Source organism: Arthrobacter sp. R4, assembly GCF_051365025.1.
GTDB lineage: Bacteria > Actinomycetota > Actinomycetes > Actinomycetales > Micrococcaceae > Arthrobacter.
Genome location: NZ_JBLWIJ010000031.1, coordinates 95,430 through 120,582, shown reverse-complemented (window position 1 = coordinate 120,582; position 25,153 = coordinate 95,430). Strand labels below are relative to the sequence as shown.

Below are 25,153 nucleotides of genomic sequence, written 5' to 3'. Positions count from 1 at the left end.
GTCGCGGCAGCAGGGAAGAGGGGATTCAAAGCAGGTGAGCACCGCTGACGACGTTTGGACCACAAATCCTGTAACGCTGGTGAAGTGGTTTTGGACGCTGAAGCCATGGAGGCCCGGCTTGTCCGGCCCTGGAACGCGTGTGGATCCTGTCGTTGCTTGGACGGACCCGGAAGGCGATCGAAGAGGGCCAGGCTTTGCTTGCAGCGTCCGCGAGCCGGTTCCGTCCGCTGCTCGTACTCGCGCAGGCCCATCGGCGAAACTACCAATGGCATGAAGCGGCCAGACTGCACGAAGAGGCCCTGCGCCTGGCGCACACCCCCGCCAGAGAAGCGCTCGACCGTCACCAGATTGGCCGGAGGCTCTTCGACGAAGCCCGCTACAGAGAGGCTGCAGCCGAATTTGAGTGGGCTCACGACCTCTACCGGACCATAGGGCGCATGCGCCTCGCCGGAGTCACCCTGCAGGCGCTCGAGCGTGCCCGCGAAGTCGCTGTCTCGCGATAACCACAACGGGAATGGACTGCTGCTGGCATTATTCCGGTACTGAAGGCAGCACCTTTCAACCTGGCATTGGCTCCGAGAGCCGCTGGAAACGCCGATCACTTGAGTCCAGTCACATGGGCCCTTGCCTTCACCAACGCTCCTGAACTCGTAATTGTCCTGTCCTATGGCCAGTCCTTGGCCGACTCCGCATACAGGGAGACTAGGATCCCGCGGGGAGTTGCTGCGATTCCGCTGACCAGGACTGGAGCCTGGCGGCTCAGGGAGGCAGACTGAAGGAGTTCGTGGGCGCGCTGCGCCTCTCCTTCGCGCGCCGACACAAGCGGACCGACTGACTCCACTGTGCAATGCCGATGGAAGATTCCAGGGCGATGTTCAGTTGTCTGGCCTCCTCCAGGGTGGTCTGGCAGTTGCTCGTACAATAACTTCTTGCACCCGCGCCAGATGGCGCTAACGGCGGGCGGCGTCGAGCTTTCCACTTCTACGAGCCGCGAGTACCTCCAGTTTCCTCCTTCGGCGGCGGATTTCGGGCTCATCTCATGTCCGCTCAATCGCGGGAGAGTTCAGGCATCCCCTGTTATCGACGGCGAGCCGGCGGATCTGCGCGTTCAGTTCCGGGGCGCTCAGCTTCTCCGCCGCCCGGATGGAGGGCACCATCAGGCCGCGGTCAGTCTGGGCAGCGAATCCCAGGTTGATCCCTTCAAGGGCAACGATCTTCTGGGAGCCGTCGGGGGCGGTTCGATCCTGCTGTTCAGCTCCGGGTGCATCCGCAGCCCGCGGTCCCAAGCGCGGCTTGCTGCCGAAGAAGCTCGTGGATCGCGCTGGTAGTTTCCGGACCACAAGACCAAGCCCTGGCCTGGCCTGGCCTGTTACTGCGTATCACCTCCCCCATGACGACTAATAGCACAAGACTTTTTGCGCCGCTTGCGGCAAGTCCACCAAACACGTGGCCTTCCATCAGAAGGCCGACGACGGCGGACCGCTGATTGCCACTGTCCAGTGCTTTGAGCACTCGGACGTGCGCCGCTGACCACTGTGCGTGCCACCACCAGCAGCGACGGGCTCATGGAACTGGCGTTGGCCTGCCCCGGCGGCATGGAGGACGAATCAGAGCTGTGGCAGGACCTGACCGACCGCGTGAGCATGGTGGACGCGGCCTAGTAAGGCTCTAACACACGGTCAGGGGACGCAGGCGGGTTCCGACGTCATCTGGCCGTTGCTGCGCCGAATGACAACCCCCAGGCAGCCCCAACTTCGGACTTTGGACCAACACGTCGAGGGTGGGCAGCCTCCCCGGTCCCGGCGGTGTGATCGGAAGGAACCTTCCCCTCGTTCTGGACAGCCGCACGCCTACGCTGCGGTGGTTGACCCACGTCCCAGTTCGCAGGGTAGGAATTCGTCCGCCCGGCCGCATCACTAGCGGTCAGGCAGGCACACCGAACGTTGTGGCGGCTTATTCTACGGTGACGCTCTTGGCCAGGTTGCGCGGCTGGTCCACGTCGTAGCCCTTGGCCGCGGCAAGGGCAAGGGCGAATATCTGCAGCGGCACGGTAGCCAGCAGCGGGGCGAGCAGCGTGGGCGTCTCCGGAATATAGAAGACATGCTCGGCGTAGGCCTTCACGGCTTCGTCGCCCTCTTCGGCGATCACGATCGTCTTGGCTCCGCGTGCCCGGACTTCCTGGATGTTGGAAACCACCTTGGCGTGCAGCGAGTCACGTCCGCGCCGGGACGGGACCACCACGAAAACGGGCTGGCCTTCCTCGATCAGCGCGATAGGGCCGTGCTTAAGCTCACCTGCAGCGAAGCCTTCGGCATGGATGTACGCGAGTTCCTTGAGCTTCAGCGCACCTTCCATGGCCACCGGGAAGCCGACGTGGCGTCCCAGGAACAGCACAGACTTCGCGTCAGCCATGGACTGGCCGAGTTCCTTGATCTGGCTCTCGTTGTCCAAGATCCGTTGAATCTTGGCGGGGATCCTGTTCAGGTCAACCAGGATGTCCTTGATCTCGCCCTCGAACTTGTTCCCGCGGAGCTGCGCCAGGTACAGGCCCAACAGGTAGGCAGCCGTGATCTGCGCCAAGAACGCCTTCGTGGAGGCTACCGCGATTTCCGGACCGGCGTGGGTGTAGAGGACGGCGTCGGATTCACGCGGGATGGTAGAACCGTTGGTGTTGCAGATGGAAACCGTCCTGGCGCCCTGCTCCTTTGCATAACGGACGGCCATCAGGGTGTCCATGGTTTCCCCGGACTGGGAGATCGACACGACAAGGGTGTTGGCGTCCACGATTGGGTCACGGTAGCGGAACTCGTGGGCAAGCTCCACTTCCGTCGGGATCCGGCACCAGTTCTCGATGGCGTACTTGGCCACCTGTCCGGCGTAGGCGGACGTGCCGCAGGCCAGCACAATGATCTTGTTGACGTCCTTCAGCAGTTCCGGGTCAATCCGGAGCTCATCAAGGGTCAGTTTGCCGTTGACATCGGAGCGGCCCAGAAGGGTCTGCAGCACCGCATCGGGCTGGTCATGGATTTCCTTCTCCATAAAGGACGGGAAACCGCCCTTTTCCGCCGATTCCGGATCCCAGTCAACGTGGTATTCCTTGCCCTCGGCCGGGGCACCAAAGAAGTCCGTGATCTCCACCGAGTCAGCGGTGATGGTGACAATCTGGTCCTGGCCCAGCTCCACCGCGCGGCGGGTGTAATCGATGAAGCCGGAGACGTCGGAACCAAGGAAATTCTCGCCGTCGCCCAGTCCAACCACCAGCGGCGAGTTGCGGCGGGCGGCAACCACAACGTCCGGCTGGTCGGCGTGGACAGCAAGGAGCGTGAAGGCACCCTCGAGGCGCTGGCAGGCGAGCTGCATGGCCTTCGTCAGGCCGCCGTCGGCCACCAGGCCATCAACCTGGGTGCGGAAGATGTCGCCCAACAGCGCAGCGGCCACTTCGGTGTCCGTCTCGGAAGCGAAGGTGACGCCCTTAGCCAGCAGCTCCAGCTTGAGCTCGGCGAAGTTTTCGATGATGCCGTTATGGATCAGGGCCAGCTTGCCACCGTCGGACAAGTGCGGGTGGGCATTCTGGTCCGTCGGGCCGCCATGAGTGGCCCAGCGCGTGTGGCCGATACCCGTCAGCGTTTCAGGCAGCGGATGCTCCTGCAACTCCGCCAGGAGATTGCTCAGCTTTCCGGATTTCTTACGGGATTCGATGGACCCTTCAGAAACAACCGCCACACCCGCGGAGTCATAGCCCCGGTACTCCAGCCGGCGTAATCCCTCAAGGACTACATCCAGGGCGTTGTGACCGGCATTCCCACGGCCATCAGAGAGGCCAACATATCCAACGATTCCGCACATGGGCGAAACGTTACCCTCTTGTTGGCCGAGGCCGAATTTCAGGACACATTACGACGCGACAGGAGTCGACTTATCCGATGCAGCCTGCCAATTTGCCGGTAATAGCCTTGGCGAGCAGGGTAGATTACGAGTGTCCAAGCCTTGGCACGATGTACACGTACCCACGAACTGGTGGGGACAGTCCAGCGGACCATCGCCTTCCCCACGAGGCAACGAAATCTTCACCCCATATCTATATCATTGGATGCTTGAAATGCGGACAGCCTTTCGGAGCTTTACATGCTGGCCACCATGGATGCCGGATTCTCAATCGCATCGGCAACAAACCGCAAGAACCCGCCCGCTGTTCCTCCATCACAGACCCTGTGATCAAACGTCAACGTCAACTCTGTCACTTTACGAACCGCCAACTCACCGTTGACAACCCACGGTTTATCTATGATCCGCCCAACCCCAAGGATGGCTACCTCGGGATAGTTGATAATTGCTGCGGACCCGTCCACACCAAAAACGCCATAGTTGTTAAGCGTGAAGGTGCCGCTGCCAAGTTCGTTCGGAGTGGCTTTCCCTTGGCGAACCACGTCTGTGAGCCGTCGGATCTCTGCATCCAGTTCACGTGCACTCAACTTTTCTGCCGATCGAATTGACGGCACCATCAGGCCCCGGTCAGTCTGCGCTGCAAAGCCCAAATTGATTCCCTCAAACGCAATAATCTCTTGGGACCCATCGGGAGCAGTTTCGATGCGTGTGTTCAACTCGGGATACTTCTTCAGGCCGGCCGTGACGAAGCGGGCAATGAAGGCCAGCAGGCCAGGGGCATGTGTTCCTCCCTTCTTAAGCCCGGCACGAAGCTCCACCAGGGCGGTCGCGTCAACGTCCACCCACACAGTGGCCTCCGGGATCTCCGATCGGCTCCGGGTCATATTCGCAGCCACAGCCTTGCGCACGCCCCTGACAGGAGTCCGGGACGCGATGGCCAAACGGCTCCGTGAGTCAACGCCGCTTGGGGACTCATCAGGTTCAGGTGCCGGACTCCCGTTTCGCTGAGCAATCTGACGCTCCGGTGCTTTGATGGCAGCTTCAACGTCCCGCCGCATGATCAGGCCGCTGTCCCCGGAACCGCGGACCTCATCCAAATCGACGCCATGTTCACGCGCCATGCGCCGAACCAGGGGTGAAATCACTGCACCCAGTTTGCCTGGGACGCGCGTGCGGAGGTCAGAGAGGTCCGCGCCGGGGATTCCGGCTGGCTCAATCACCGTAGGGGACCCCACGGAAGCGACGGGCTTAGCCATAGAGGTGATTGAAGCCCTCCGTGCCCTGGTGCGGCGGGCCACGCCGTGCCCGCCGGGGGTCCCATAACCGATCAGTACATTCCCTGATCCAGCTTTCTCCTCCTCGCGATAGGTGTCGGCGGCCTCTGTTTCTACAGGCCCAGCGTCCGAGACCTTCGTCTCACTCGGCTCAGCCACCGCATCCGGTCTCCCAATGGGCGTAACCGAAATCAGCGGTTTACCGACATCCAGCGTCTGCCCTGGTTCCCCGTGGAGCGCGGTTACAGTCCCCGCGTACGGAGAAGGAACCTCCACCATCGACTTTGCTGTCTCCACCTCGGCGATTGGCTGGTCTACGCGGATTTCGTCCCCTACCGAAACGAGCCAGTTAACCAGTTCGGCTTCGGTCAGACCTTCGCCCAGGTCCGGTAGCAGGAATACTTTCGTTTCACTCATAGTCAGTTCTCCCATTGGAGGTCGTCGACTGCGTCGAGGATGCGGTCCACGCTGGGCAGGTAATAGTGCTCCAGCTTCGGCGCCGGGTACGGGACATCGAAGCCAGTGACCCTGCGGATGGGGGCGGCGAGGTAGTGGAAGCAGCGTTCCTGTACCCGCGCCACGATTTCAGAGGAAACGGACGCGAAACCATGGGCTTCTGCGATCACCACGGCGCGGCCGGTCTTGCGGACGGACGCGGCCACTGTTTCGTCGTCGAACGGGACGATGGTGCGGACGTCAATGACTTCCAGCGAGCGCCCCTCCTCCGCAGCTGCTGCGGCAGCGGCCAGTGCGGTGGGGACCGAAGGGCCGTAGGCAATGAGTGTGGCTTCGGTCCCCTGACGGGCGACGGCGGCACGGCCCTCTGAGGTTCTGCCGGCTTCCGCGTTCGCAAGGTGCTGCCCCCGGAGATCGTCCAAGTCCACCATTTCCTTGGACCAGTACAGCTTTTTGGGCTCCATGAACATGACGGGATCGTTGGAATCGATGGCTTCGCGGAGCATGCGGTAGGCATCAGGGACGGTGGCGGGAGTGAACACTTTCAATCCAGCCGTGTGGGCATAGTAGGACTCGGAGGAGTCGCAGTGGTGCTCCACTCCCCCGATGCCGCCGGCGTAGGGAACTCGAATCACCAGTGGCAACTTCAGGGCGCCCTTGGTGCGGTTGTGCATCTTCGCGACGTGGCTGACGATCTGCTCGAACGCCGGGTAGGCGAACGCGTCGAACTGCATTTCGATCACGGGACGCATACCGTTCATTGCCATCCCCACCGCCATTCCAACGATGCCGGACTCCGCCAGCGGCGTGTCAAAGCAGCGCTGTTCACCAAAAGTCTTGGTGAGGCCGTCGGTAATGCGGAAGACCCCGCCGAGCATGCCCACATCCTCACCGAAGACCAAGACGGACGGATCGGCGTGCATGGCATCGGCCATGGCCGTATTAAGTGCCTTGGCCATGGTGAGGGATTGCGGTCCGGTGGCCTCGGCCGTGGCGGCTGCAGAGGCTGCGGCGCGGGCGGTTGCGGCGCTGACGTTGCCGTTGGCCTCCGAGGAAGTGGTAACTGTAGGGCTCACTTTGCGTCCTCCTCTGACGTTGCTTCACGGGCCAGTTCATCGGCGAGCATGGCGGACTGTTCCTTCAGCTGGGGCGTGGGGGCGGAGAAGACGTGGCGGAAGAGGTCCTGTGGGTCCACCGGCACCTCTTCGCTCAAGCCCTCGCGGAGCTGGGTGGCAACGGCTTCGGCCTTCGCGGCAATTTTCGCCTCTGTGTCTCCGTTCAGGAGTCCCCGGTCGGTCAAGTAGGTCTTCATCCGGCTGACGGGGTCCTTGGCCATCCACTCGGCCACCTCGCTGTCCTGGCGGTAACGGGTCGCGTCGTCGGCGTTGGTATGCGCCTGCATCCGATAGGTATGGGCTTCCACAAGGAGCGGGCCGGAACCTTCCCGGGCAAGCTTCACGGCACGGTCCAGTACCGCGAGGAGCGCCACGACGTCGTTGCCGTCAACGCGTTCGCCGGCCATGCCGTACCCAACTGCTTTGTGCGCCAGCGACGGTGCGACGGACTGGTGCGCCAGCGGAACGGAGATCGCGTACTTGTTGTTCTGGACGAAGAAAACCACCGGCAGGTGGAAGACGGCGGCGAAATTCAGGGCTTCGTGGAAGTCACCTTCGCTGGTGGCACCGTCCCCGCACATCGCCAGGACTACAGTGTCTTCACCGCGGAGCTTGGCCGCGTGTGCAACACCGACGGCATGGAGTAGCTGCGTCGTCAGCGGAGTGCATTGGATGCCCACCTTGTGTTTGGCCGGGTTGTAGCCGCTGTGCCAGTCGCCGCGGAACAGCGTCATGGTCTGCACGGGATCAACTCCACGGGCCATCACGGCGACGGAGTCGCGGTAGGTAGGGAACATCCAGTCGCCCTCGGAGAGGCACAGTGCGGCCGCTACCTGGCATGCTTCCTGTCCATGGCTGGACGGGTACACGGCCATGCGGCCCTGCCGGACGAGCGCGGAGTTCTGGTCATTGACCCGTCGGCCGATCACGAGTTGCTCGTAGGCAGCAATCAACTCGTCGTCGCCTGGCAGAGGGTACTCGTGACCGGGTTCGGTGCCCTGCTCGCGGTCGGCCTTGAGCCGGCCCTCTTGGTCCACCATCTGGATCTGGTGCCGGGCCGGGAGCATGTAGTCCTCAACCGTGATGCCGAATTTACGGACGGCTTCCGCTACGGCGTCTTCAGTTGGCGGCTTTGCGTCCTGGTCCGGTGCAGTGTGGTCTGCGGAGATCGTCATTGGTCCGTCCTTTTCTAGCCACTATTCCCTCCCAGTATCATCCCGCTGCAGGTTTCGTATCCACTAGCTTGCAAAATCGTGGAGAACAACGATGAATCAACCTATTCTTGAAGACGAATTGCATGACGATTCGGATTACAGACAGGAGCTATGGACGGAATGGCAAACATTGAAGCAGGAGGGCAGCCCACACCGCTCGATGACATAGACCGCAGCATCATTGCGGAACTGACCCGGGACGGACGGATGTCCGTCACTCAAGTGGCCGAGAACGTCCACATCTCCCGGGCGCACGCCTACACGCGCATCGCGAGGCTCACCGGCGAAGGAGTGCTGACCAAATTCACGGCACTGGTTGATCCGATTAAGGCAGGGCTAAGATCGTCCGCCTACGTGACGTTGAAAGTGAGCCAGCACTCCTGGCGCGAACTGCGTGAGCAGCTGCGCGCCATCCCGGAAGTGCACCACATCGCCTTGGTTGGCGGTGACTTCGACGTGATTTTGCTTGTGCGTGCCATAGACAACAGCGACTTAAGGAGGGTGATCTTCGACCAGTTGCAGTCCATGCCGGGGGTGCTGGATACCCAGACGTTTTTAGTGTTTGAGGATGTGGATACGCGGTAGCACCGCGGCGATAGGCGGGACAGTCAGTTAGGTATCCAAAGGGTTTGCCTTCTGCCCATGCTCTTCGCGCGCTTCCTGGCGGGTCCCGCCGGGCAGACCAATCCAAGCCCGGCAGGCCTAAAGAGGTGTCGGTATAGCTGACAGTCACGTCTCCCAGCGCCGGGAAGTGAACCGCAGGGTAGGTCACGTCCTGCGGGTTATTTAAGGGCCCGGATGACCTCGAGCTCCGAGGATCCCCGTCATGTCCCAAGTTCAGCGAAAGGGTTCGCGCGTTGGACTTGAGGAAGTCCAGGGCGGCCAGATAGCGCCCGCCAGCTCCATGGCGTGGACGTAGCCGCGTCCTCCGGTACGGTCCGGTGGAACAACAATTATGCCGATCTCTTCTTACGCGAAGGCCCTGCGGCCCTCCTGTCAGCGGTCACTGTGGACCTAGGCCTTGCCTGTCCCGGGGAATGCCTGGAAAGTATGGGCGGGCACGAACCACGGAGGGCGTGAGTATGTTCGAAACGCAGTGCGATGGTTTACCTAAGCACGCACTACTGACGGATCCCCGTGACGTCCGCAATCATCACAGAACAGAGTCTCCGTCAGCTCCCCGCAGCACTGGCAGCGGTGTTCAAGCGCCTGAGGTTCCACCAAATATACGGTCATATCTCATGTTCAATCTTTCTATGCGTGAACTTAACCGTAGTCAGTACTCACATTTCCCATTACCACTACTTGGATGTGACACCGCCGTTGTTGGTGTCGCCGTGAAGTTTGGTGCGGAAGATGTCACTAAGGAGTGCGGCGGCCACTTCGGTGTCCGTCTCGGAAGCGAAGGTGACGCCCTTAGCCAGCAGCTCCAGCTTGAGCTCGGCGAAGTTTTCGATGATGCCGTTGTGGATCAGGGCCAGCTTGCCGCCGTCGGACAGGTGCGGGTGCGCGTTCTGGTCCGTGGGCCCGCCGTGCGTTGCCCAGCGCGTGTGGCCGATACCCGTCAGCGTTTCAGGCAGCGGATGCGCCACCAACTCCTCAAGTAGGTTGCTCAGCTTTCCGGACTTCTTGCGGGACTCTATGGAGCCCTCAGACATTCCCGCCAACCCCAAGATTGGCAACATCCGAGCAGGTGATAATCGCCGCCGACCCGACCACGCCAAAGACACCGTAAGCGTTGAGCGTGAACGTCCCGCTGCCGCTCCAGCCGGAGTGGCCTCCCCCACGCGGGCAATATTAGTAAACTTGCGGAATCTGCTCGTCCGAATCGCGGTCGCTCAACTTCTTCGCGGACCGGAGAGGCGACGGCACCACCATCCCCGGGTCGGTTTTCGCTGCAAAGCCGAGGTTAATGCCCGTGAAAGCAACGATCTTCTGGCTGCCATCGGAGGCCGTTTCAACTCTCGCCAAGGTCAACGCCGTGCCCCCGGACCGTGCGACGCACCAGCGGTGAATGACGGTGCCCAACCTGCCCGGGATCCTGGTGCGGCATAGGGAGAGGATCGTCGGCCGCCACCTCAGAATCGGTGGGCGGAATTGACCGGTGGCGCAGCTAGCGAGACATCGACACCCATTTCAGCGGTGGACATCTCTGGTTTCAGCGTGCATATCAAAATGCCGGCGAAAGTGTGCCCCACCGCCATTGATGTAACAAGGCTAAGCTAAAGTATCGCCACTTTGACCTTGGAGACCTTTTCGCATGCCCAGCCCCCACCCGAAATCCCACGACGTCCCCGCTGGCGATCAGCCGCTGGTGAATGCCAGACGGAAGCCAGGACGCACTGCAGTTACGGCACGCCGATTGGCAGCGCTGTTCACGCTGGCGCTGGTTGTGACGGCCTTTATCGCATTCGCTCCGAAATCCGCCCGGGAACCCGCCGTCGAGCAGCCAACTGTGGTGCCCAGCCGTTCGCTGCCTCCTGCGCCGCTTGTTACGTACTACGAACAGGTCGGTCCGCCAGAAGGTTCGCCACTGCAAAAGGTGGAACCGTTAACCATCCGGGTCACTGAACAGGAGACGGGCACTGCCCTGCCGCAGGGCATGACTGGCATCTCCCTCGAAGCAACCGATTTGGCTGATCCTCTGCTGAGCGCGGAGAACGCATCCCTGGTGGAACTCCTGACCGAAGTGGGCGGGCCGGTGTTGCGTTTCGGAGGGAACGCAGTCGACCGCCGCTTTTTCTGGACCTCGACAGGTGAGGCAATTCCGAGTAACTACACCGGTGACAAAGCGCATCCCGTTCGTGCCGTGGGTCCAAAGGACCTAACTCGCCTAAACAAGCTGCTGGAAGCTGCAGATGCACGCGTGGCACTCACCGTAGACCTGGGCCATTACAATCCGGAACGTGCTGCGGATATGGTGAAAAACGCGTCCGCAATTTTGGGAGACCGGCTACTTAGCGTGACCGTCGGCAACGAGCCAAATGGTTTCGGTACAAATGGCGTTCGTCCTGGCGGATACACACCTGAAGATTTTGTCAAAGAGCTAAAGGCATATGCCAAGGCGATACACGCGGTGGCGCCGGACGTTCCCATGGCTGGTCCCGGCACCTACAGCGAGGCCTGGTGGCGGCCGTTCATCGCGGCTGATATTCCGCAGAAGAAGATTTTTACCTTCCACAATTATCCTCTCTACAGCTGTGACGGTTCCGTTGACCCTAAGGCCTCACCGACCTTGGCGAACCTTATGTCGCCGCTTATGCATGAGCGTGGAGAGATTTATCAGAAAGCTGCTCTCGAAGCGGCCAAGGAAGCAGGACTTGAAACATGGCTTCCGGAGACTGGCATCGCTGCCTGCCCTGGATCGAACCAAACCTCCCGTACCCACGCCTCAGCCCTTTGGACAGCAGATTATGTTCTCAACGCTGCCAAGTTGGGCATCACCCGAATCGGCTTTCACAGTTCCCTCCAGACTTGCACAGGCGGCCCACCCATGTCTGTGCTTTGCAGCGGCGGCCCTTACCTCAAGCCGACTGGAGAGTACACAGCACACGCCAATTTCTTCGGACTCGCCATGGTCTCGGATCTTGAGGGTGGGAAATTCCTTGAACTGCAGAGTTCCGGAGGGGGGCTCGTATACAACTACGCTCTGAAGAATGCCGACGGCAGCACGACAGTAGTGGTAGTCAACCAGAACGATCCCAAAGCTGCTGCGCAGACGGAAGTGACGCTCACGTTGCCGCGACAGCCCGTAACTGGAACCATGGCGCAGCTCACCGGTCCCAGTTATCAGGCCGAAAAGGAAACCCTGATTGACGGCACTGATACCGGCCCGCAGCCAGTATCCCAGCGGCTCACGTTTCCCGGCTTCAAGTACGGGTCCACCGAGCAGTCCATTGCGCTAACGGCCGGTACCGTGACTGTGTTGAACTTCAGCTACTAAAGCATCATCGACGGTACGACTACGGGCCCCCGCTTTCGCGAAGGCCGTAGTTCGTTAAGCCTGTGCCAGTTAGTTGACGAAGCCCTTCATCCAGGTCTTCAGGTCCTCGCCGAACTCCACGCGCTCGGAAGCGAGCGTGATCACGGCCTTGAGGTAGCTCAGTTTGTCGCCGGTGTCGAAGCGACGGCCCTTGAACACCACACCGTAGACTCCGGAGCCTTCGCCCTCGCTGGCCGCCAGGGTCTGTAGGGCGTCGGTCAGCTGGATCTCTCCCCCGCGGCCCGGCTCAGTCTCCTCCAGCACGCCGAATACCGACGGATGCAGCACGTACCGGCCGATGACGGCCAGGTTGGACGGCGCCTCACCCGCGGCCGGCTTCTCCACAAGCCTGTTGACCCGTACAAAGTCTTCGCCTTCAACCGGCGAGATGTCCGCGCAGCCGTAGGCGCTGATCTGGGACGGATCCACCTCGATCAAGGCGATCACAGAGCCGCCGGTTTTTTGTTGCACGTCCATCATGGTGGTAAGCAGGCAATCGGACTCGTCGATCAGGTCGTCGCCGAGCAGTACAGCGAAAGGCTCATTTCCCACGTGCTGGCTGGCGCACAGCACAGCGTGTCCCAAGCCCTTGGCTTCGCCCTGACGGACGTAGTGGATCGGCCCCAACTGCGAAGCGTGCTGCACTGCGTCAAGGCGTTCCCTGTCGCCCTTCAACTCCAAGGCACGCTCCAGCCCCGGCTCGCGGTCAAAGTGGTCTTCCAGGGCACGTTTGTTGCGCCCCGTAATCATAAGCAGGTCAGTCAGGCCAGCGGCAACGGCTTCCTCGACGACGTACTCGATGGCTGGCCTGTCGACGACAGGAAGCATTTCCTTCGGCATTGCCTTGGTAGCGGGCAGGAAACGAGTTCCCAGTCCGGCAGCAGGAATGACGGCTTTGGTCACTGATTTTCCCGTAGTCATAGGTGAACCCTACAAATCATGACCAACCATGGCAATCGAGTTGCAGGAATCACAGCGGTTTTCCACACAGTGATACCGACGGGCTCAATTATCCCTAGCCCGTAAACTCTGGGTTTCGTTTCTCCTGAAATGCCCTGAAACCTTCAGCATAATCGTCGGTTTTACAGAGCCGTGCCTGCTCGGCATTTTCCTCTTCCATGGCCTCCCACAGGCCCAGCCGCTGGTCCCTGATGTGGGCCACCAGTTCCTTGCTTGCCTTGAAGGCGCCGGTGGCGCCAACCGCCACCTTCGCCACAATTGCCCGCGTGTTGTCCAAGAGTTCATCTGCCGGCATGGCCCGGCTGAAGAGACCCTGGGCCACGGCGTCCGAGCCGCTCATCAGCTCCGCCGTGTAAATCAGGTCCAGCGTCCGGTGCATGCCCAGCCGCTCGGTGAAGTACCAATGACCGCCGGAATCCAAGGTGGCGCCCAGTTTGGCGAACGGCGATCCGAATTTCGCGTTCTCGGCCACATACACCACGTCGGTGGCCAGCAGCAGGCCCAACCCCACCCCCAGGCACGCTCCGTGCGCCGCAGCGAACGTCGGCGCCGGGAAGCCGGCCATCTTCTTGAGGAGTGGCTGCACCAGCCCGGCCAGGTAGGCGGCCGCGTCGTCGCTCTCCGGCGATACGCCCGATATATCCCGGCCCGCACAGAAGGCCCGGCCCTCTCCCCTGAGGAGCAGCGCCCGGACCTCACCGCGTGAGGCGGCGGCAGCGGCGTCGTCGTACGCCTTGCCCAGCTCTTTGAGCGCCTGCTCGTCCAGCGAGTTCAGCTTGTTCGGCGCATCCAGCACTACCTCGGCGACGCCGTTGCTGATGGAGAGGGAAATCATGGGGCTCCTTGGTTCGTCCGGGTCTCCACCCGCACCCTATCCTCGCAAGCTCGGCCAGGGAACCCTGCGGGCGTGGCCCCGGACTCAATCGTTAGTGTTTAGACGTCGAAGTCGACGGTGACTTCCTTGGTGGTGGGGTGGGACTGACAGGTCAGGACGTACCCCTTGTCCAGTTCATCCTGCTCCAGCGCGTAGTTCTCGTCCATGGTGACGCTGCCGGTGACCACCTTGGCCCGGCACGTGCCGCACACTCCCCCGGCGCACGCGAACGGCACATCGGGGCGGACCCGCAGGGCGGCGTTGAGGATGGACTCCCGGGCGTGCGTGGGGCTGGCCACCTCGCCCTGCAGCCCGTCAAGCTTGAACGTGATCTTGTACGTTTCCTTGGACTCGTCCACCACCACGGGACGGCCGGCGTGGCCCTCCGGCCGGTCCGGCTTCCCGGACGTGAACAGCTCGAACCGGACATGCTCGGGCTTCACGCCGCGCTCGGCCAGGGTATCCCGGCACAGCTGCACCAGTTCGAACGGCCCGCACAGGAACCACTCGTCAACGTCGTCCGCGTGGATGGCGGTGCCGAGGAGCTGCTGGAGCTTCTCGGCGTCGATCCTGCCGGACAGCAGTGGCGCGATGCGCTGCTCGCGGGACAGCACGTGGTGGATGGCCAGCCGCTGAGGGTACTTATCCTTCAGGTCCGCGAGTTCCTCCAGGAACATCACGTCCATGGCGGCCTTGTTGGCGTAGATCAAGTCGAACCGGGTCTCCGGGTTCGCGGCCAGCAGCGTACGGGCGATGGCGATAACCGGGGTGATGCCGGATCCGGCCGCAATGGCCACGAAGCTGCCTCCCCCAATGGAGGCAGTTTCCCCAGCCAGATCTTCCGGATGGTTCATGGAATTCATGACGTTCTGGTCCACCGGTTTGCCATCCCGCCCGTGCTTGGACACAAACGCGCCCATGGGGCTCATGACCTCAAGGGTGTCGCCGGCCTTCAGCTCCGCGTTGGCCCACGTGGAGAACAGGCCGCCCAGGTCCTTCTTGACGGCCACGCGGATCTCGCTGCTGCCGTCCGCGAAGCTGCGCGGCTCGGCGCAGATGGAGTAGCTGCGGCGCACCTCATGCGGCTCGCCGTTCTCATCCGGGAGCGTAGTGCGCAGGGCCACGTACTGGCCGGGCAGGTAGTCGAACTGGCCGGCGAGCTCTTTGGGTACTCCGAAGGTGACCTCGATGGCGTCTTCGGTGAGCCGGCGCACCTCCGCCACGGTGAGGGTGTGGAAGGACGGACGACGGCGGCCGGTGGCCTGCGCCGATTCGGCGGCGGTCTGGCGGACAACAGGCATGGGGCTTCCTTACAGGACTTTGAAGTAGTCGAACGGTTCCTTGCAGTCCTGGCAGACGTACAGCGCCTTGCAGGAGGTGGAACCGAAACGGGTGAGTTCCTTGGTGTTCAGCGACGAGCACTGCGGGCATTTGACGGCCATTTGCAGGCGGATGGGGCCCGCGTGCCTGGCGGCTGCAGCCCTGCCGGAGGGCGGGGCGATGCCGTACTCGCGCAGCTTGGCCTTGCCGGCGTCCGTCATCCAGTCAGTGGTCCACGCGGGCGCAAGCACCAGGTCCACATGGACACTGGGGTAGCCTTCCTTGGCGAACGCGGTCTTCAGGTCGTCGCGGATGGCGTCCATCGCCGGGCAGCCCGAGTACGTGGGCGTGATGGTGACCTGGACCGCGGGAACTATCCCGCCGTCGTCGACCATTTTCACGTCCCTGAGGATGCCCAGGTCCGCGATGGTGAGCACGGGGATTTCGGGGTCACACACCGTGGCGGCGATGTCCCACGCCTTTTGCTCGGCGCTCTTGGTCTTAGCATCGAAGCCGGCGACGTACATTTCCATCACGGTCACCAGCTTGCTCCGGGATACTCGCGGGCCAGCACCTGCATCTCCGCGAGGATGTAGCCCAAGTGCTCGGAGTGCTTGCCGGACCGGCCGCCGCCAGGTGCTGCCGGAACGTCCGGCACCTCCAGCCCGGCCTCTTGGAGGACTTCGCCGGTGACCCGGTCAAAGTCTTCCCTGACGGAGGAAGGCACGACGGCGGCACCGGACTCCGCCAGGCGGGTCACCAGGGCGTCATCCTCGAAAAGTTCGCCGACGTAGGGCCAGACGAGCTTGAGGCCGTGGATGATCCGCTTGCGGGATTCGTCTGTGCCGCCGGCCAAACGAAGGATCCACTGGGCACTGTGGTCCCGGTGGTAGTCCACTTCCTTCACGGCCTTGGCGGCGATGGCGGCCAGCGTTGCATCGGTGGACTCCGTGAGCCGGCGGTAGAGCTCAAACTGGTAGTAACTCACCACGAACTGCCGGGCAATGGTCACCGCGAAGTCGCCGTTGGGCTGCTCAAAGAGGTGGGCGGAGCGGAACTCGTGCTCGCGCCGGAAGTAGGCGAGGTCATCCTCACTCTTCTCCCAGGCGCCGCCGGCGTAGGTGAGGAAGGAACGTGCATGGCCCAGCTGGTCCAGGGCGATGTTGCCCAGGGCCACGTCCTCCTCCAGTTCGGGGGCGCGGGAGATCCAATGGCCCAGGCGCTGGGCCAGGATCAGGGCGTCGTCGCCGAGGCGGAGCGCGTACTCGGCCACGTCCTCGGTGGGTTTGACCAGGCCGGTGCGGACCTCAAGGGCAATATCCTCCGGGCGCAGGGCGTTGCCGGGCGTGATGCGGGTGGCGCTGGCGTTGCTGTCGCCGCTTCCTGATGGAGTTGCCACACCGGTGGAGATGTCGCCGTGGCCTTCCGTGGTTGGGGCCACGCCGGCGAGGGACCCGCTGCGAGCTTGCGAGCTGTGGGAGCCGGTGGGGATCACAGGTGCTTCACCCCTTCGCTCTTGGTGTAATACGTGGCGTGCCGGTAATCCTTGCCCTGCGGGGACTCAAAGAACGAGCCCTTGGAGTCCGGATCGCTGGCGGCAATGGCATCGGCCGGGACAACCCAGATGGACACGCCTTCGTTGCGGCGGGTGTAGAGGTCGCGGGCGTTGCGCAGGGCCATGGCGGCATCCGGCGCGTGCAGGGACCCGGCGTGGACATGGCTCAGCCCGCGGCTTGACCGGACGAAGACCTCCCACAGGCCCCAAGCGTTGCCGGTGGGTGCTTGCTCGACAGGCTCAGCCGCCAGGTGTCCGCTGGTATCGGTGGTTGAGCCTGTCGAAGCTGTTGACTCGGATCCGGCCGGGACCTTCGCTGACTCACGGTTGATTTCCGTGGCGGAGCTGGCCGGGACTTCCGGGTTGCCGTGGGGTGGGGCCACGGCGACAGGGGTCCCCAGCCGAGCTTGCGAGGTTGGGGTGTCGGTGGGGATCATGCTGCGTATTCCTTCGTCTTCATTGACTGTTTTGCGTGCTGTTTTGCTGCATAGGCGGCTGCTGCCTCGCGGACCCAGGCGCCGTCGTCGTGCGCTTCCCTGCGGCGTTCCAGCCGCTGCGCGTTGCAGGGGCCGCGGCCGGCGAGAACTTCCTTGAACTCGTTCCAGTCCAGCGGGCCGTGCTCCCACTTTTTGGTTTCCTCGTTGAAGCGGATCTCGCTGTCCGGGAGCGTGAGGCCCAGGACGCGGACCTGCTCCACCATCATTCCCACGAAGCGGCTGCGGAGTTCATCGTTGCTGAAGCGCTTGATGTTCCAGGCCATGGACTGGCGGGAGTTTGGCGAATCGTCGTCTGGCGGGCCGAACATCATCAGCGCCGGGGCGTACCAGCGGTTCACGGCGTCCTGGGCCATCTGCTTCTGCTCCGGGGTGCCGTTGGAGAGTTCCAGCAGGATTTCGAAGCCCTGGCGCTGATGGAAGGACTCTTCCTTGCAGATGCGGACCATGGCGCGGCCGTAGGGGCCGTAGGAGGCGCGGCACAACGGCACCTGGTTGCAGATGGCGGCGCCATCCACCAGCCAACCGATAGCACCCATGTCCGCCCAGGTCAGGGCAGGGTAGTTAAAGATCGAGGAGTAGCGGGCTTTGCCGGCGATGAGGTCCGCCGTCATTTTGTCGCGCGGCTGGCCGAGGGTCTCGGCGGCGGAGTAGAGGTAAAGCCCGTGGCCGGCCTCGTCCTGGACCTTGGCCATGAGGATGGCCTTGCGCTTCAGGCTGGGGGCTCGCGAAATCCAGTTAGCTTCGGGCTGCATGCCGATGATTTCAGAATGGGCGTGCTGGGAAATCTGGCGCAGGAGGGTCTTGCGGTAAGCGTCCGGCATCCAGTCCTTGGGTTCAATGCGGGAATCCTCCGCCATGACGCGGTCAAAGTTCGCCTGACCGTCCGCCTCACGCTGGGCGAGGGCTGCTTCTGCGGATGCCGCCGTCGTTCCTTCCGGGGACTGTTCAGCGGGCACTGACTGCAGATTATGCGCTGCCATGGTTGCTCCTATGCAAAGGCCTTCATTGAACTAATTTATTTACCGACCGTTCGTTCAGGATATGCGGAAGCGTTGGAGGGCGTCAAGCAGCGGGGCGTGGTGGATGCTGCTCCTGCGAGCCGGCGACACCCTGATCGGGAACGCGGCCCACTGCCTGCCGGGCCACCGTCGTACGTCCCAGCCCAGTTACTCTTCCTGCCTTCACGAAGGCGCGCCATGACGTCGGCGCGTCCCGGCATCAGGATGGCGACCACCTGGGAGCAACTGGGCAGGAGCGCGCGCGACAGCAGCGAACTGAGCCGTCACTGCACAATAAGTCTCAATTTCGGGTTGGTTGCCACTCACCTGCGGGAATTGTCGTCCACCGTGGTCTCCGGGCAAATTGTCAGACCCTCCCGCGATGATGAATCCATGGGAAGGGCAGCGGTGGAGAAGGCATTTGCGGATATCAATGCCGCCTATGCTGTGCTTTCTGCTGAGTTGGAGGGGACCGGCTCCGGGGCGGGCCCGGATGCCGATCCGCTGCAGGACACGTCGGATCTTTGCCTGGACATCTTGGCCGGGGCGGCCCGGTCGGAGCCGCCGATGGCCGGGTTGAAGGCCCGGGCCGCCGCGAAATACGCGGCCACTCTCCACTCGATGGCGCCCCCTGACGCGCCGGCGATGGCACGGGAGGCGTCGGTGGCGGCGGAGGTCGCGTGCGTGTTGACCATCGGGCCACGCGCGGCGGGTGCCTTCCTGTTCGACTCCCACGAGCTGACCACCCGCTTGCCGCTGACCCTGGCCGCATTGCAGGCCGGCACCATGTCCTGGCAGCACGCCCGGGTGATGGTGGACGAAACAGCCAGCCTAGATCCGGCAGGGGCCGCGGCACTGGAAGCGCACTTCCTGGACCCTGCCGCGCCGAACCCGGCCAGTGGTTGCCCTGCCGGGGACATGCCCGCCTCCCGGTTCCGCCACAAGGCCCGCATCTGGCGCGAACGCCACCACGGGCAGAGCATCGAGAAGCGCCACGCCACATCCGTCCTGGACCGGCGGGTCGAGTACGCGCCGGACCGGGACGGCATGGCCTGGCTCTCGGCCTACCTCCCCGCGGACCAGGCCGCGGCGATCTGGAACCGCATCACCGCCATTTCCCGGGGCCTGCAGGGACCCGACGAGAAGCGCAACCTCGCCCAGATCCGGGCCGACGTCTACGCCGCCGCCCTCCTCGGCGGCGGGAACGGCCGCAGCATTGACGACGGCGGCGGGGACATCGGGAAGACCGGGAATCCCGGGCAGGTCCCCACACCCCGGGCCGAGGTGCTGGTGACGGTGCCGGTGTTTTCGCTGCTCGGCGCCACCGACGAACCGGCCATGCTCGACGGATACGGCCCGATCCCCGCCTCGATGGCCAGGAACCTGGTCGTCAACGGCGCCGAATCCTTCCACCGGGTCCTCGTGGACCCGCGGGACGGGGCGCAGCTGGAGATCGGCCGCAAGAGTTACCGGCCCACAAAAGCGATGCGGCGCTGGCTGCAGCTGCGTGACGGCCGGTGCACCTTCCCGGGATGTTCAAACCAGTCCCTGGACAACGAAACGGACCACCTCCGCGCCTGGTCCGACGGCGGGACCACCGGCGTATCAAACCTGCGCCAGCTGTGTCCCCGCCACCACCAGCTCAAACACACCAGCACCTGGACACCAACCCCGGCAACGAAGAACGAACCACCCGGCTGGATCTCGCCCAGCGGCCGCCGCTACACCAGCGAACACCAGGACTGGGAACCACCACAGTTGCCCCAGGAACTGCAACCGGAAGTAGCATCCACACGGGCACCCACCGGATGCAGTCCACCGTCAGCTCAGCCTGCCTCGTTCTACGGCCATCTGGACTTCGCCCAAACCGGGCTCTCCCTGGGAGAGAACGGCCTCGAGCGGTTCCTCCATGCCCACGCCTGACTAGCTGCCCGAATTTTCTCGCTGTCCCGGCACCAGGGTCACCAACGCTATAGACCACCGAGCGTTGCGCTTGGAGACGGCGTCTGACCCAGCGGAGCCGAACCCGTTGAAGTCCCCGTTGGTGAACTCGAAGGTGTTGACGTTCCCGAGGTCGAAGTCGACGGCGTGGGAGTGCCCGTTGTCGAAGTCTCTGAAGGCGACGGCGACGCAGTGGTAGTAGCCGGGGTGGGTGAGACTGTTTTTCCTGTCGGCGCCTCCGAACGTGAAGTCGCCTCAAGCGGAATGGAGATTTTTTCCTTCGTAGCGCCGGGCGTACTCTGCTTGGTTACCGCTACGTCCAGGGTTGCTTTTCTGACACCCCCTTGCACCCACTCTCCAAGAACCCGGCAGGACTGGCCAGGTTTGAGAACAATGTTTGTGCATCCGTTCGATATCTCCCTGAACAGGACATTTCCAAATCCAACTTCAGGTGAAATGTCCTCATCGGTCTCATTGACAATTTCAAAGGATTCAACCGCGCCGACCCTGACAACTTCAGCATTAGCCCCAGGTTCATATATCCAGTTGTTTCCGCCCACTTTGACGCGGTTATCCACTGCGGCGGGCTCAGATGTTTCGCCGTTTGTCGGCTGTTCCGCGACGCAGGCGCTGAGCGCGGCAACGGCTATCAGACAACTGGTTCCTAGGGCTATCATTTTCCGCTGCACTGCTTATCCCCTTCCCGGCTCGAACTCAACCCTGTATTCGGAGCTTTCATCCAAAACGATCGCCACGCCGGCGCTCCGTGACCAGTCCGCTGGCAGCAGGAAGTATTTGCCGGAGCTGAGTGTCACGAATCTGAGCCCGGTGTACTTGAAGCCGTACTTCGAGCCGGGGGTTGAGATTTTTTCCTCTGTCACGGAGGATCCCAGCGCGAGCGACTGCATGCTGTAGACAGTCACCGCTGGACGCCGCTCCAGATCCTGGGCATACTCCCGGGACCTGCCGGTGCCAAGGGCTCCCGCATAGGAAGAGCAGGCCCAGAAGAGCGCTACCACCACGAGGAGAACGACGGCAACGTAGCCGAGCTTTTCCCACATTGGCAGGCGCCTTACCGTGTTCGCGCCGAGGGCCGTTCGTCGGAGCACCCAGAAAGCGTAGGCGCTGACTGCCATTCCACCTCCCAGCGCGGAAGGTTCAAAAAGGAAGGGAGTGGCAAAGGGAAGATCCTCGAACATCGTCCAGACTCCAAGCGAAGTGACGAATGTCCCGGCCAACAACACGAATACGGCCCCGATTTGGACGTACCCAAGACCAACTTCCCGCCTGATAATTGCAGCGGTCAGCGCATGAATTCCAACACATGCAACCGTGATGAGCAGAATAAAAATGGCAGGAACAATCAGCGCATCAGCACTACGCAGGAGATAATCGACCGTGGAATACTCGAGGATACTCTGATCAATGCCAAAATAGGCTGTCCGAGTAGCCGTCATGGTCCATCCGAACCAAAATGCTAGAGCCGTGGCAATGGTGGTGAGGGGCGCAATAATGGCGAACCATTGTAAAACCGAGTGACTGAGATCGGCTCCGCTCGCCGTTTTTACATCACGCTTCCCCGAAGACGACCGAAGCCGCCCAGTGGCAGAAGTGCGAAACCCATGACTGAGCGTCGAGGTTTGCCTTCGTCCCACAGTGTTGCGCGAACTCACCGGCGTTCACCTGGATCCTCTGCTCATTTCCTTGCTGCAGCGCGGACTTCCGTCATCTTCAATTCTCTGACCGGCGTTGTTCACAAGAAAGTGCGAAGGGCGCTTTAGTTATTGGCTCACGCCGGCCGTTACTGCGGCGTTATTGCGCGGCTGGGGCCGCAGGCCTCCGTCATCGGGCAGACCCCGGCGTCAGTCCTTCGTCAGTTTCTCAGCGAGCATGACGAGGATTCCACTGGGTCCGCGGAGATACGTGAGCTTGTAGACGTCACCGTAGGTCGCAACGCCGCGCAGCGGAGTACATCCGTGCTTCGCAGCTATTTCAAGGGCTTGGTCGATGTCGTCAACCGAGAAGGCAACGCGGTGCATTCCGATGTCGTTCGGACGAGTTGGGTTCGTCTCGATCGCTTCAGGGTGGATGTATTCGAAGAGTTCCAGTTGACCCTGACCATCAGGGGTTTCGAGCATCGCAATTTTCGCGTGGTTGCCATCAAGTCCGACCGCAGTATCGGCCCACTCGCCGCTGACCGTGTCACGGCCGACAACCGTAAGACCGAGATCTGTGAAAAAAGCGATTGTTGCTTCGAGGTCCCGAACTGCAATGCCGACGTTCTCAAATTTGATGGCCATGCGTTGAAGCTACCAAGGCCGACCGCATAGCTCCAGCGTCACGTCCGTTCTGGGTGTGGGGCAAGAAGCGCTGAACCGGTGGCTTGCCTCCAAGGAAAATGCCGGCTGACCGCGGCTGTCAGTTCAGGGGGCAGTCCGCATCCGGTCACGTGCGCAATTGACAACAGCCTGCAAGTCGAGCCCGTAAGTCGGGCCGCTGCCGGAACCGTAGTCGGCGAGTCGGGCCGCGCCGCGCTCGATGAGCCGGAGCGCGCCAACACTGTTGCCCCGGGCGGCATGCGTGAGACCGACGCAGATTTGGGCGAGTCCTTGCCAAAGGTTGCGCTCTTCGGTTGGTCCGGCTTTCCAGCGGGCTTCCAGTACCTCATGGGCGGCGAAGGGCCGGCCAGCCTCCACCAGGCCCCGAGCCGTGACCAATGTTTGCGCCGGCGGCAGCGGCTCCTCCGAGACCGGTTCGACGCCGACGCTTCCGTACGGCAGCGGCCGCCCAAGGGCGTCACGCGGCCGCGTCTGCCGTGGGCGCTGTGAAGCATCCCTGTCCCTGTCACCGGTCATGTCAGTTTCCGCCCTGAGCGTCCCCGGATCATCCCAACTTTCATACCCCCATGCTATGACCCGCCTGTGAACATCTGTTCCGCCGTCCCTGTCCGGAGTGCCGGACGGCGACTAGCGTACAGTGACACATACACACCACATCGTTTGGTGATGTTCGTTCATGGTGGGGGCTACAGAACGAATTCCTTATTGCTCTCACGCAAGACCAGCGCCCATCTGCGGGCCGGATGTGGGAAGCTGCGGGTTGCTCAACCCGCCCTCGGATCCTCGTTATCCCGTTGGACCTTCACCCTGCACGGTCTTGCGTATCTCAATCACTTCGTCGTGCCACATCGCGGCCGTGCTCTTGGCGTGCCCACAACCTTTGGAGAGAAATCCCATGCGCAAATTCATCAAGGCCGCAGGCGTCCTTGCCGCCGCCGGAATCCTGCTCACCGCGGTCCTGCCGGCGGCAACGGCGGACACGGTCGATTCCACCATTTCCGGTGGATCCCTGACCTCCACAACGTCCGGGGCGAACCTGAGCGGTGTGACACTCGACGGAACAGACAAAGCCGCTACCGGAACATCATCGTCCCCGTGGAGCATTTCAGACTCCCGCGGCACAGGCCAAGCGTGGACGTTGTCAGTTACCGCCACGGTCCCCACCAGCGCGGCCGGAACCGTTGAAACAACGGCTCGCACCATCCCCGTTTCCAACCTGACCATCACCCCGGGCACGGTCACCGCCGGGTCGGGCGCCGATCCTGTCGACGGCATCACTGCACCGGCCCTGGCAATGTCGGGGTCGGCCCAGGCCCTCGTTACGTCGGGCGGAGCCAACAGGGGAACCTACGCGTTAACACCCACCTACAGCCTGGCCGTCCCGGCAAACACCTACCGGTCGAATTATTTTGGCGCCGTTGGGTCCACTGCTCTCCTGCCCTACGTCTCCACGCTCACGTACACCATCTCCTAGAGTTCCCGCGCGCCCGCCGGATGGTCTCTCCCGGGGAGAACATCCGGCGGGTTGCGCCCCCATCCCAGCAACGGGCAATGCGGCCGCTGATCTAAGGACCCTCCATGACCATTCCCTTTCCCCGGCCCCACCGGGCCCTGAGCACTGCCCTGGTCACGGCGGCGTTGGCCCTTTGCCTGCTTGCCGGTTCTGGACCGGTAGCTGCGGTCGACAACGGGGCGCTGGGAATTCGGCCCGCGAACGAATCCGACTTCTTCCACATCTCCCTTTATCCCGGGGCAGCGCTCGAGGCTACCGCGATCGTCACCAACCACACTGAAACGGCCGTGACGCTACTGAACTATCCCGTAGACGCCACCAGCACACCGCAAGGCGCCTTCGCGCTTGCCAACCAGGACGAGCCGCGTCCCGGCGTGGGCGGCTGGGTGCAACTGGCCAACGACCACATCACTCTTGCGGCGAACTCAGAACTAAGAGTCCCCTTCAGGATCAGCGTCCCCGAAGGAACCCCACCGGGAGACTACGCCGGCGGGCTGATCATCCAAAGCCCCCCGGTCCAAGGCAAAACCTCCACCGTGGAAGGAGACACAGCCGTCCGCCTAGACGTCATCCAGCGTCAGGGGGTCCGCATTTACCTCAACGTCGCAGGCACCGCTGTCAGCACACTCAAACACGGCGGCCTGAGCTGGGCGAAGACCGGGGACACAGTCACGTTCGCCCTGCCCCTGTACAACACCGGCAATACCATCCTGCACCCGTCCGGCACGCTCGATGTCAGCAGCTGGGTCGGAGCGAACACCCAGCTGAAATTCGACACACCAGAAAGCATGCTGCCCGGGTCCACGCTCGAACTTCACGCCAGCTTGCCACAGGCACCCGCAGTTCAGTCCGGCACCGCGGCGGCCACCTTCACCTCCGAAGCGGGCACAGGGCATTCCGAGACGAGCATCGCCTACGCACCCTGGCCACTCCTCATCGCCGGGCTGTTCCTCGTACTGGGCGCCACCTACGGCGCATGGCGGACGGCCCGATTTGTCCGCCGCGCCCGGCACGCCATTGCCCAGGTCACCGCAAAAGAACGCGAAACCCGGGATCCGGAAACTGTCCCTGGACTTTAACCCCTTTTCGCAGCGGAGTTCTGATGTGCCTGTTTCCCGCCCCGGGTTGCAGCCGGCCACGCACGCCCCCGGGTCGACGACACAGGAAAATCATCCCGGCGAAACACTCCGGCAACGTCGCCACGGCAAGCTTGGCCGTACGGGGACACAA

Annotated in this window: 21 protein-coding genes and 3 pseudogenes; 7 read left to right on the top strand and 17 right to left on the bottom strand. The window is 62.7% G+C overall.

The genetic code is table 11. The features are described from left to right. The first annotated feature begins 152 nt into the window (after nt 1-152). A complete protein-coding gene (locus ACLKOZ_RS18280) occupies nt 153-503 on the top strand; it encodes a hypothetical protein (RefSeq protein ID WP_436477159.1) in 351 nt (116 codons plus the stop codon). A 585-nt stretch (nt 504-1,088) separates the two neighbouring features. On the opposite strand, the pseudogene ACLKOZ_RS18275 reads toward ACLKOZ_RS18280, so the two are convergent. Next, a pseudogene (locus tag ACLKOZ_RS18275) lies at nt 1,089-1,276 on the bottom strand (2-oxo acid dehydrogenase subunit E2); the annotation flags it as partial. Nucleotides 1,277-1,535: 259 nt separating this feature from the next. Between ACLKOZ_RS18275 and ACLKOZ_RS18270 the strand changes: the two are divergent. Further along, nucleotides 1,536-1,661 (top strand): hypothetical protein, encoded by a 126-nt coding sequence (locus ACLKOZ_RS18270; RefSeq protein WP_436477157.1) that lies wholly within the window; start codon nt 1,536-1,538, stop codon nt 1,659-1,661. Nucleotides 1,662-1,953: 292 nt separating this feature from the next. Here ACLKOZ_RS18270 and glmS read toward each other — a convergent pair whose 3' ends face one another. From glmS to pdhA, 4 genes are all read right to left on the bottom strand, one after another. Beyond that, nucleotides 1,954-3,846 (bottom strand): glutamine--fructose-6-phosphate transaminase (isomerizing), encoded by a 1,893-nt coding sequence (glmS, locus tag ACLKOZ_RS18265; RefSeq protein ID WP_436477156.1) that lies wholly within the window; start codon nt 3,844-3,846, stop codon nt 1,954-1,956. Between the two features lie 275 nt (nt 3,847-4,121). Next, nucleotides 4,122-5,576, bottom strand: coding sequence for a dihydrolipoamide acetyltransferase family protein (locus ACLKOZ_RS18260; RefSeq protein WP_436477154.1), 1,455 nt, complete (start codon nt 5,574-5,576; stop codon nt 4,122-4,124). A 2-nt stretch (nt 5,577-5,578) separates the two neighbouring features. Beyond that, nucleotides 5,579-6,691, bottom strand: a complete 1,113-nt coding sequence (locus tag ACLKOZ_RS18255; RefSeq protein ID WP_436477152.1) for an alpha-ketoacid dehydrogenase subunit beta — start codon at nt 6,689-6,691, stop codon at nt 5,579-5,581. Continuing rightward, nucleotides 6,688-7,905, bottom strand: a complete 1,218-nt coding sequence (gene pdhA, locus ACLKOZ_RS18250; RefSeq protein ID WP_436477150.1) for a pyruvate dehydrogenase (acetyl-transferring) E1 component subunit alpha — start codon at nt 7,903-7,905, stop codon at nt 6,688-6,690. The genes ACLKOZ_RS18255 and pdhA overlap by 4 nt, the downstream gene beginning before the upstream one ends. 159 nt (nt 7,906-8,064) lie before the next feature. Between pdhA and ACLKOZ_RS18245 the strand changes: the two genes are divergently transcribed. Beyond that, the gene (locus ACLKOZ_RS18245) at nt 8,065-8,529 is read left to right on the top strand and encodes an Lrp/AsnC family transcriptional regulator (protein ID WP_436477148.1); all 465 of its coding nucleotides are present in this window, start codon (nt 8,065-8,067) and stop codon (nt 8,527-8,529) included. Nucleotides 8,530-9,275: 746 nt separating this feature from the next. Here the strand turns inward: ACLKOZ_RS18245 and ACLKOZ_RS18240 are convergent. Together ACLKOZ_RS18240 and ACLKOZ_RS18235 are read right to left on the bottom strand one after the other, a co-directional pair. Next, nucleotides 9,276-9,629, bottom strand: a pseudogene (locus tag ACLKOZ_RS18240) (glutamine--fructose-6-phosphate transaminase (isomerizing)); the annotation flags it as partial. Further along, nucleotides 9,595-9,909: pseudogene (locus tag ACLKOZ_RS18235) on the bottom strand (2-oxo acid dehydrogenase subunit E2); the annotation flags it as partial. The pseudogenes ACLKOZ_RS18235 and ACLKOZ_RS18240, both read right to left, overlap by 35 nt. Nucleotides 9,910-10,306: 397 nt before the next feature. Between ACLKOZ_RS18235 and ACLKOZ_RS18230 the strand changes: the two are divergent. Then, nucleotides 10,307-11,887, top strand: coding sequence for a hypothetical protein (locus ACLKOZ_RS18230; protein WP_436477146.1), 1,581 nt, complete (start codon nt 10,307-10,309; stop codon nt 11,885-11,887). 69 nt (nt 11,888-11,956) lie between these two features. On the opposite strand, the gene galU is transcribed toward ACLKOZ_RS18230, so the two are convergent. From galU to paaA, 7 genes are all read right to left on the bottom strand, one after another. Next, on the bottom strand, nt 11,957-12,847 hold the full coding sequence (gene galU, locus ACLKOZ_RS18225) for a UTP--glucose-1-phosphate uridylyltransferase GalU (RefSeq protein WP_436477144.1): 891 nt from the start codon (nt 12,845-12,847) through the stop codon (nt 11,957-11,959). Between the two features lie 94 nt (nt 12,848-12,941). Continuing rightward, nucleotides 12,942-13,721 (bottom strand): enoyl-CoA hydratase/isomerase family protein, encoded by a 780-nt coding sequence (locus tag ACLKOZ_RS18220; protein WP_436477143.1) that lies wholly within the window; start codon nt 13,719-13,721, stop codon nt 12,942-12,944. A 98-nt stretch (nt 13,722-13,819) separates the two neighbouring features. After that, nucleotides 13,820-15,061 carry a 1,2-phenylacetyl-CoA epoxidase subunit PaaE gene (paaE, locus tag ACLKOZ_RS18215; RefSeq protein WP_436477141.1) on the bottom strand — a complete coding sequence of 414 codons (1,242 nt, stop codon included), beginning with the start codon at nt 15,059-15,061 and terminating at the stop codon, nt 13,820-13,822. A 9-nt stretch (nt 15,062-15,070) separates the two neighbouring features. Then, entirely contained in the window at nt 15,071-15,613 is a 543-nt protein-coding gene (gene paaD / locus ACLKOZ_RS18210; RefSeq protein ID WP_436477226.1) for a 1,2-phenylacetyl-CoA epoxidase subunit PaaD, read from the bottom strand. A gap of 5 nt (nt 15,614-15,618) precedes the next feature. Beyond that, nucleotides 15,619-16,521, bottom strand: a complete 903-nt coding sequence (gene paaC, locus ACLKOZ_RS18205) for a 1,2-phenylacetyl-CoA epoxidase subunit PaaC (RefSeq protein ID WP_436477224.1) — start codon at nt 16,519-16,521, stop codon at nt 15,619-15,621. A gap of 50 nt (nt 16,522-16,571) precedes the next feature. Continuing rightward, a complete protein-coding gene (gene paaB / locus ACLKOZ_RS18200; RefSeq protein ID WP_436477222.1) occupies nt 16,572-16,886 on the bottom strand; it encodes a 1,2-phenylacetyl-CoA epoxidase subunit PaaB in 315 nt (104 codons plus the stop codon). A 182-nt stretch (nt 16,887-17,068) separates the two neighbouring features. Next, nucleotides 17,069-18,112, bottom strand: a complete 1,044-nt coding sequence (paaA, locus tag ACLKOZ_RS18195; protein WP_436477139.1) for a 1,2-phenylacetyl-CoA epoxidase subunit PaaA — start codon at nt 18,110-18,112, stop codon at nt 17,069-17,071. Nucleotides 18,113-18,523: 411 nt separating this feature from the next. Between paaA and ACLKOZ_RS18190 the strand changes: the two genes are divergently transcribed. Beyond that, nucleotides 18,524-20,053, top strand: a complete 1,530-nt coding sequence (locus ACLKOZ_RS18190) for a DUF222 domain-containing protein (protein ID WP_436477137.1) — start codon at nt 18,524-18,526, stop codon at nt 20,051-20,053. A gap of 710 nt (nt 20,054-20,763) precedes the next feature. On the opposite strand, the gene ACLKOZ_RS18185 is transcribed toward ACLKOZ_RS18190, so the two are convergent. The 3 genes from ACLKOZ_RS18185 to ACLKOZ_RS18175 form a co-directional block, all read right to left on the bottom strand. Continuing rightward, nucleotides 20,764-21,744, bottom strand: coding sequence for a hypothetical protein (locus ACLKOZ_RS18185; RefSeq protein WP_436477135.1), 981 nt, complete (start codon nt 21,742-21,744; stop codon nt 20,764-20,766). A 189-nt stretch (nt 21,745-21,933) separates the two neighbouring features. Further along, nucleotides 21,934-22,371, bottom strand: a complete 438-nt coding sequence (locus ACLKOZ_RS18180; RefSeq protein ID WP_436477133.1) for a VOC family protein — start codon at nt 22,369-22,371, stop codon at nt 21,934-21,936. A 123-nt stretch (nt 22,372-22,494) separates the two neighbouring features. Further along, nucleotides 22,495-22,926, bottom strand: a complete 432-nt coding sequence (locus tag ACLKOZ_RS18175; RefSeq protein WP_436477131.1) for a DUF309 domain-containing protein — start codon at nt 22,924-22,926, stop codon at nt 22,495-22,497. 379 nt (nt 22,927-23,305) lie between these two features. Here ACLKOZ_RS18175 and ACLKOZ_RS18170 point away from each other — a divergent pair, with 379 nt between their 5' ends. Next, nucleotides 23,306-23,884 (top strand): WxL domain-containing protein, encoded by a 579-nt coding sequence (locus ACLKOZ_RS18170; RefSeq protein ID WP_436477129.1) that lies wholly within the window; start codon nt 23,306-23,308, stop codon nt 23,882-23,884. A gap of 104 nt (nt 23,885-23,988) precedes the next feature. Then, on the top strand, nt 23,989-25,002 hold the full coding sequence (locus tag ACLKOZ_RS18165; protein ID WP_436477127.1) for a WxL protein peptidoglycan domain-containing protein: 1,014 nt from the start codon (nt 23,989-23,991) through the stop codon (nt 25,000-25,002). Nucleotides 25,003-25,153 lie beyond the last annotated feature (151 nt).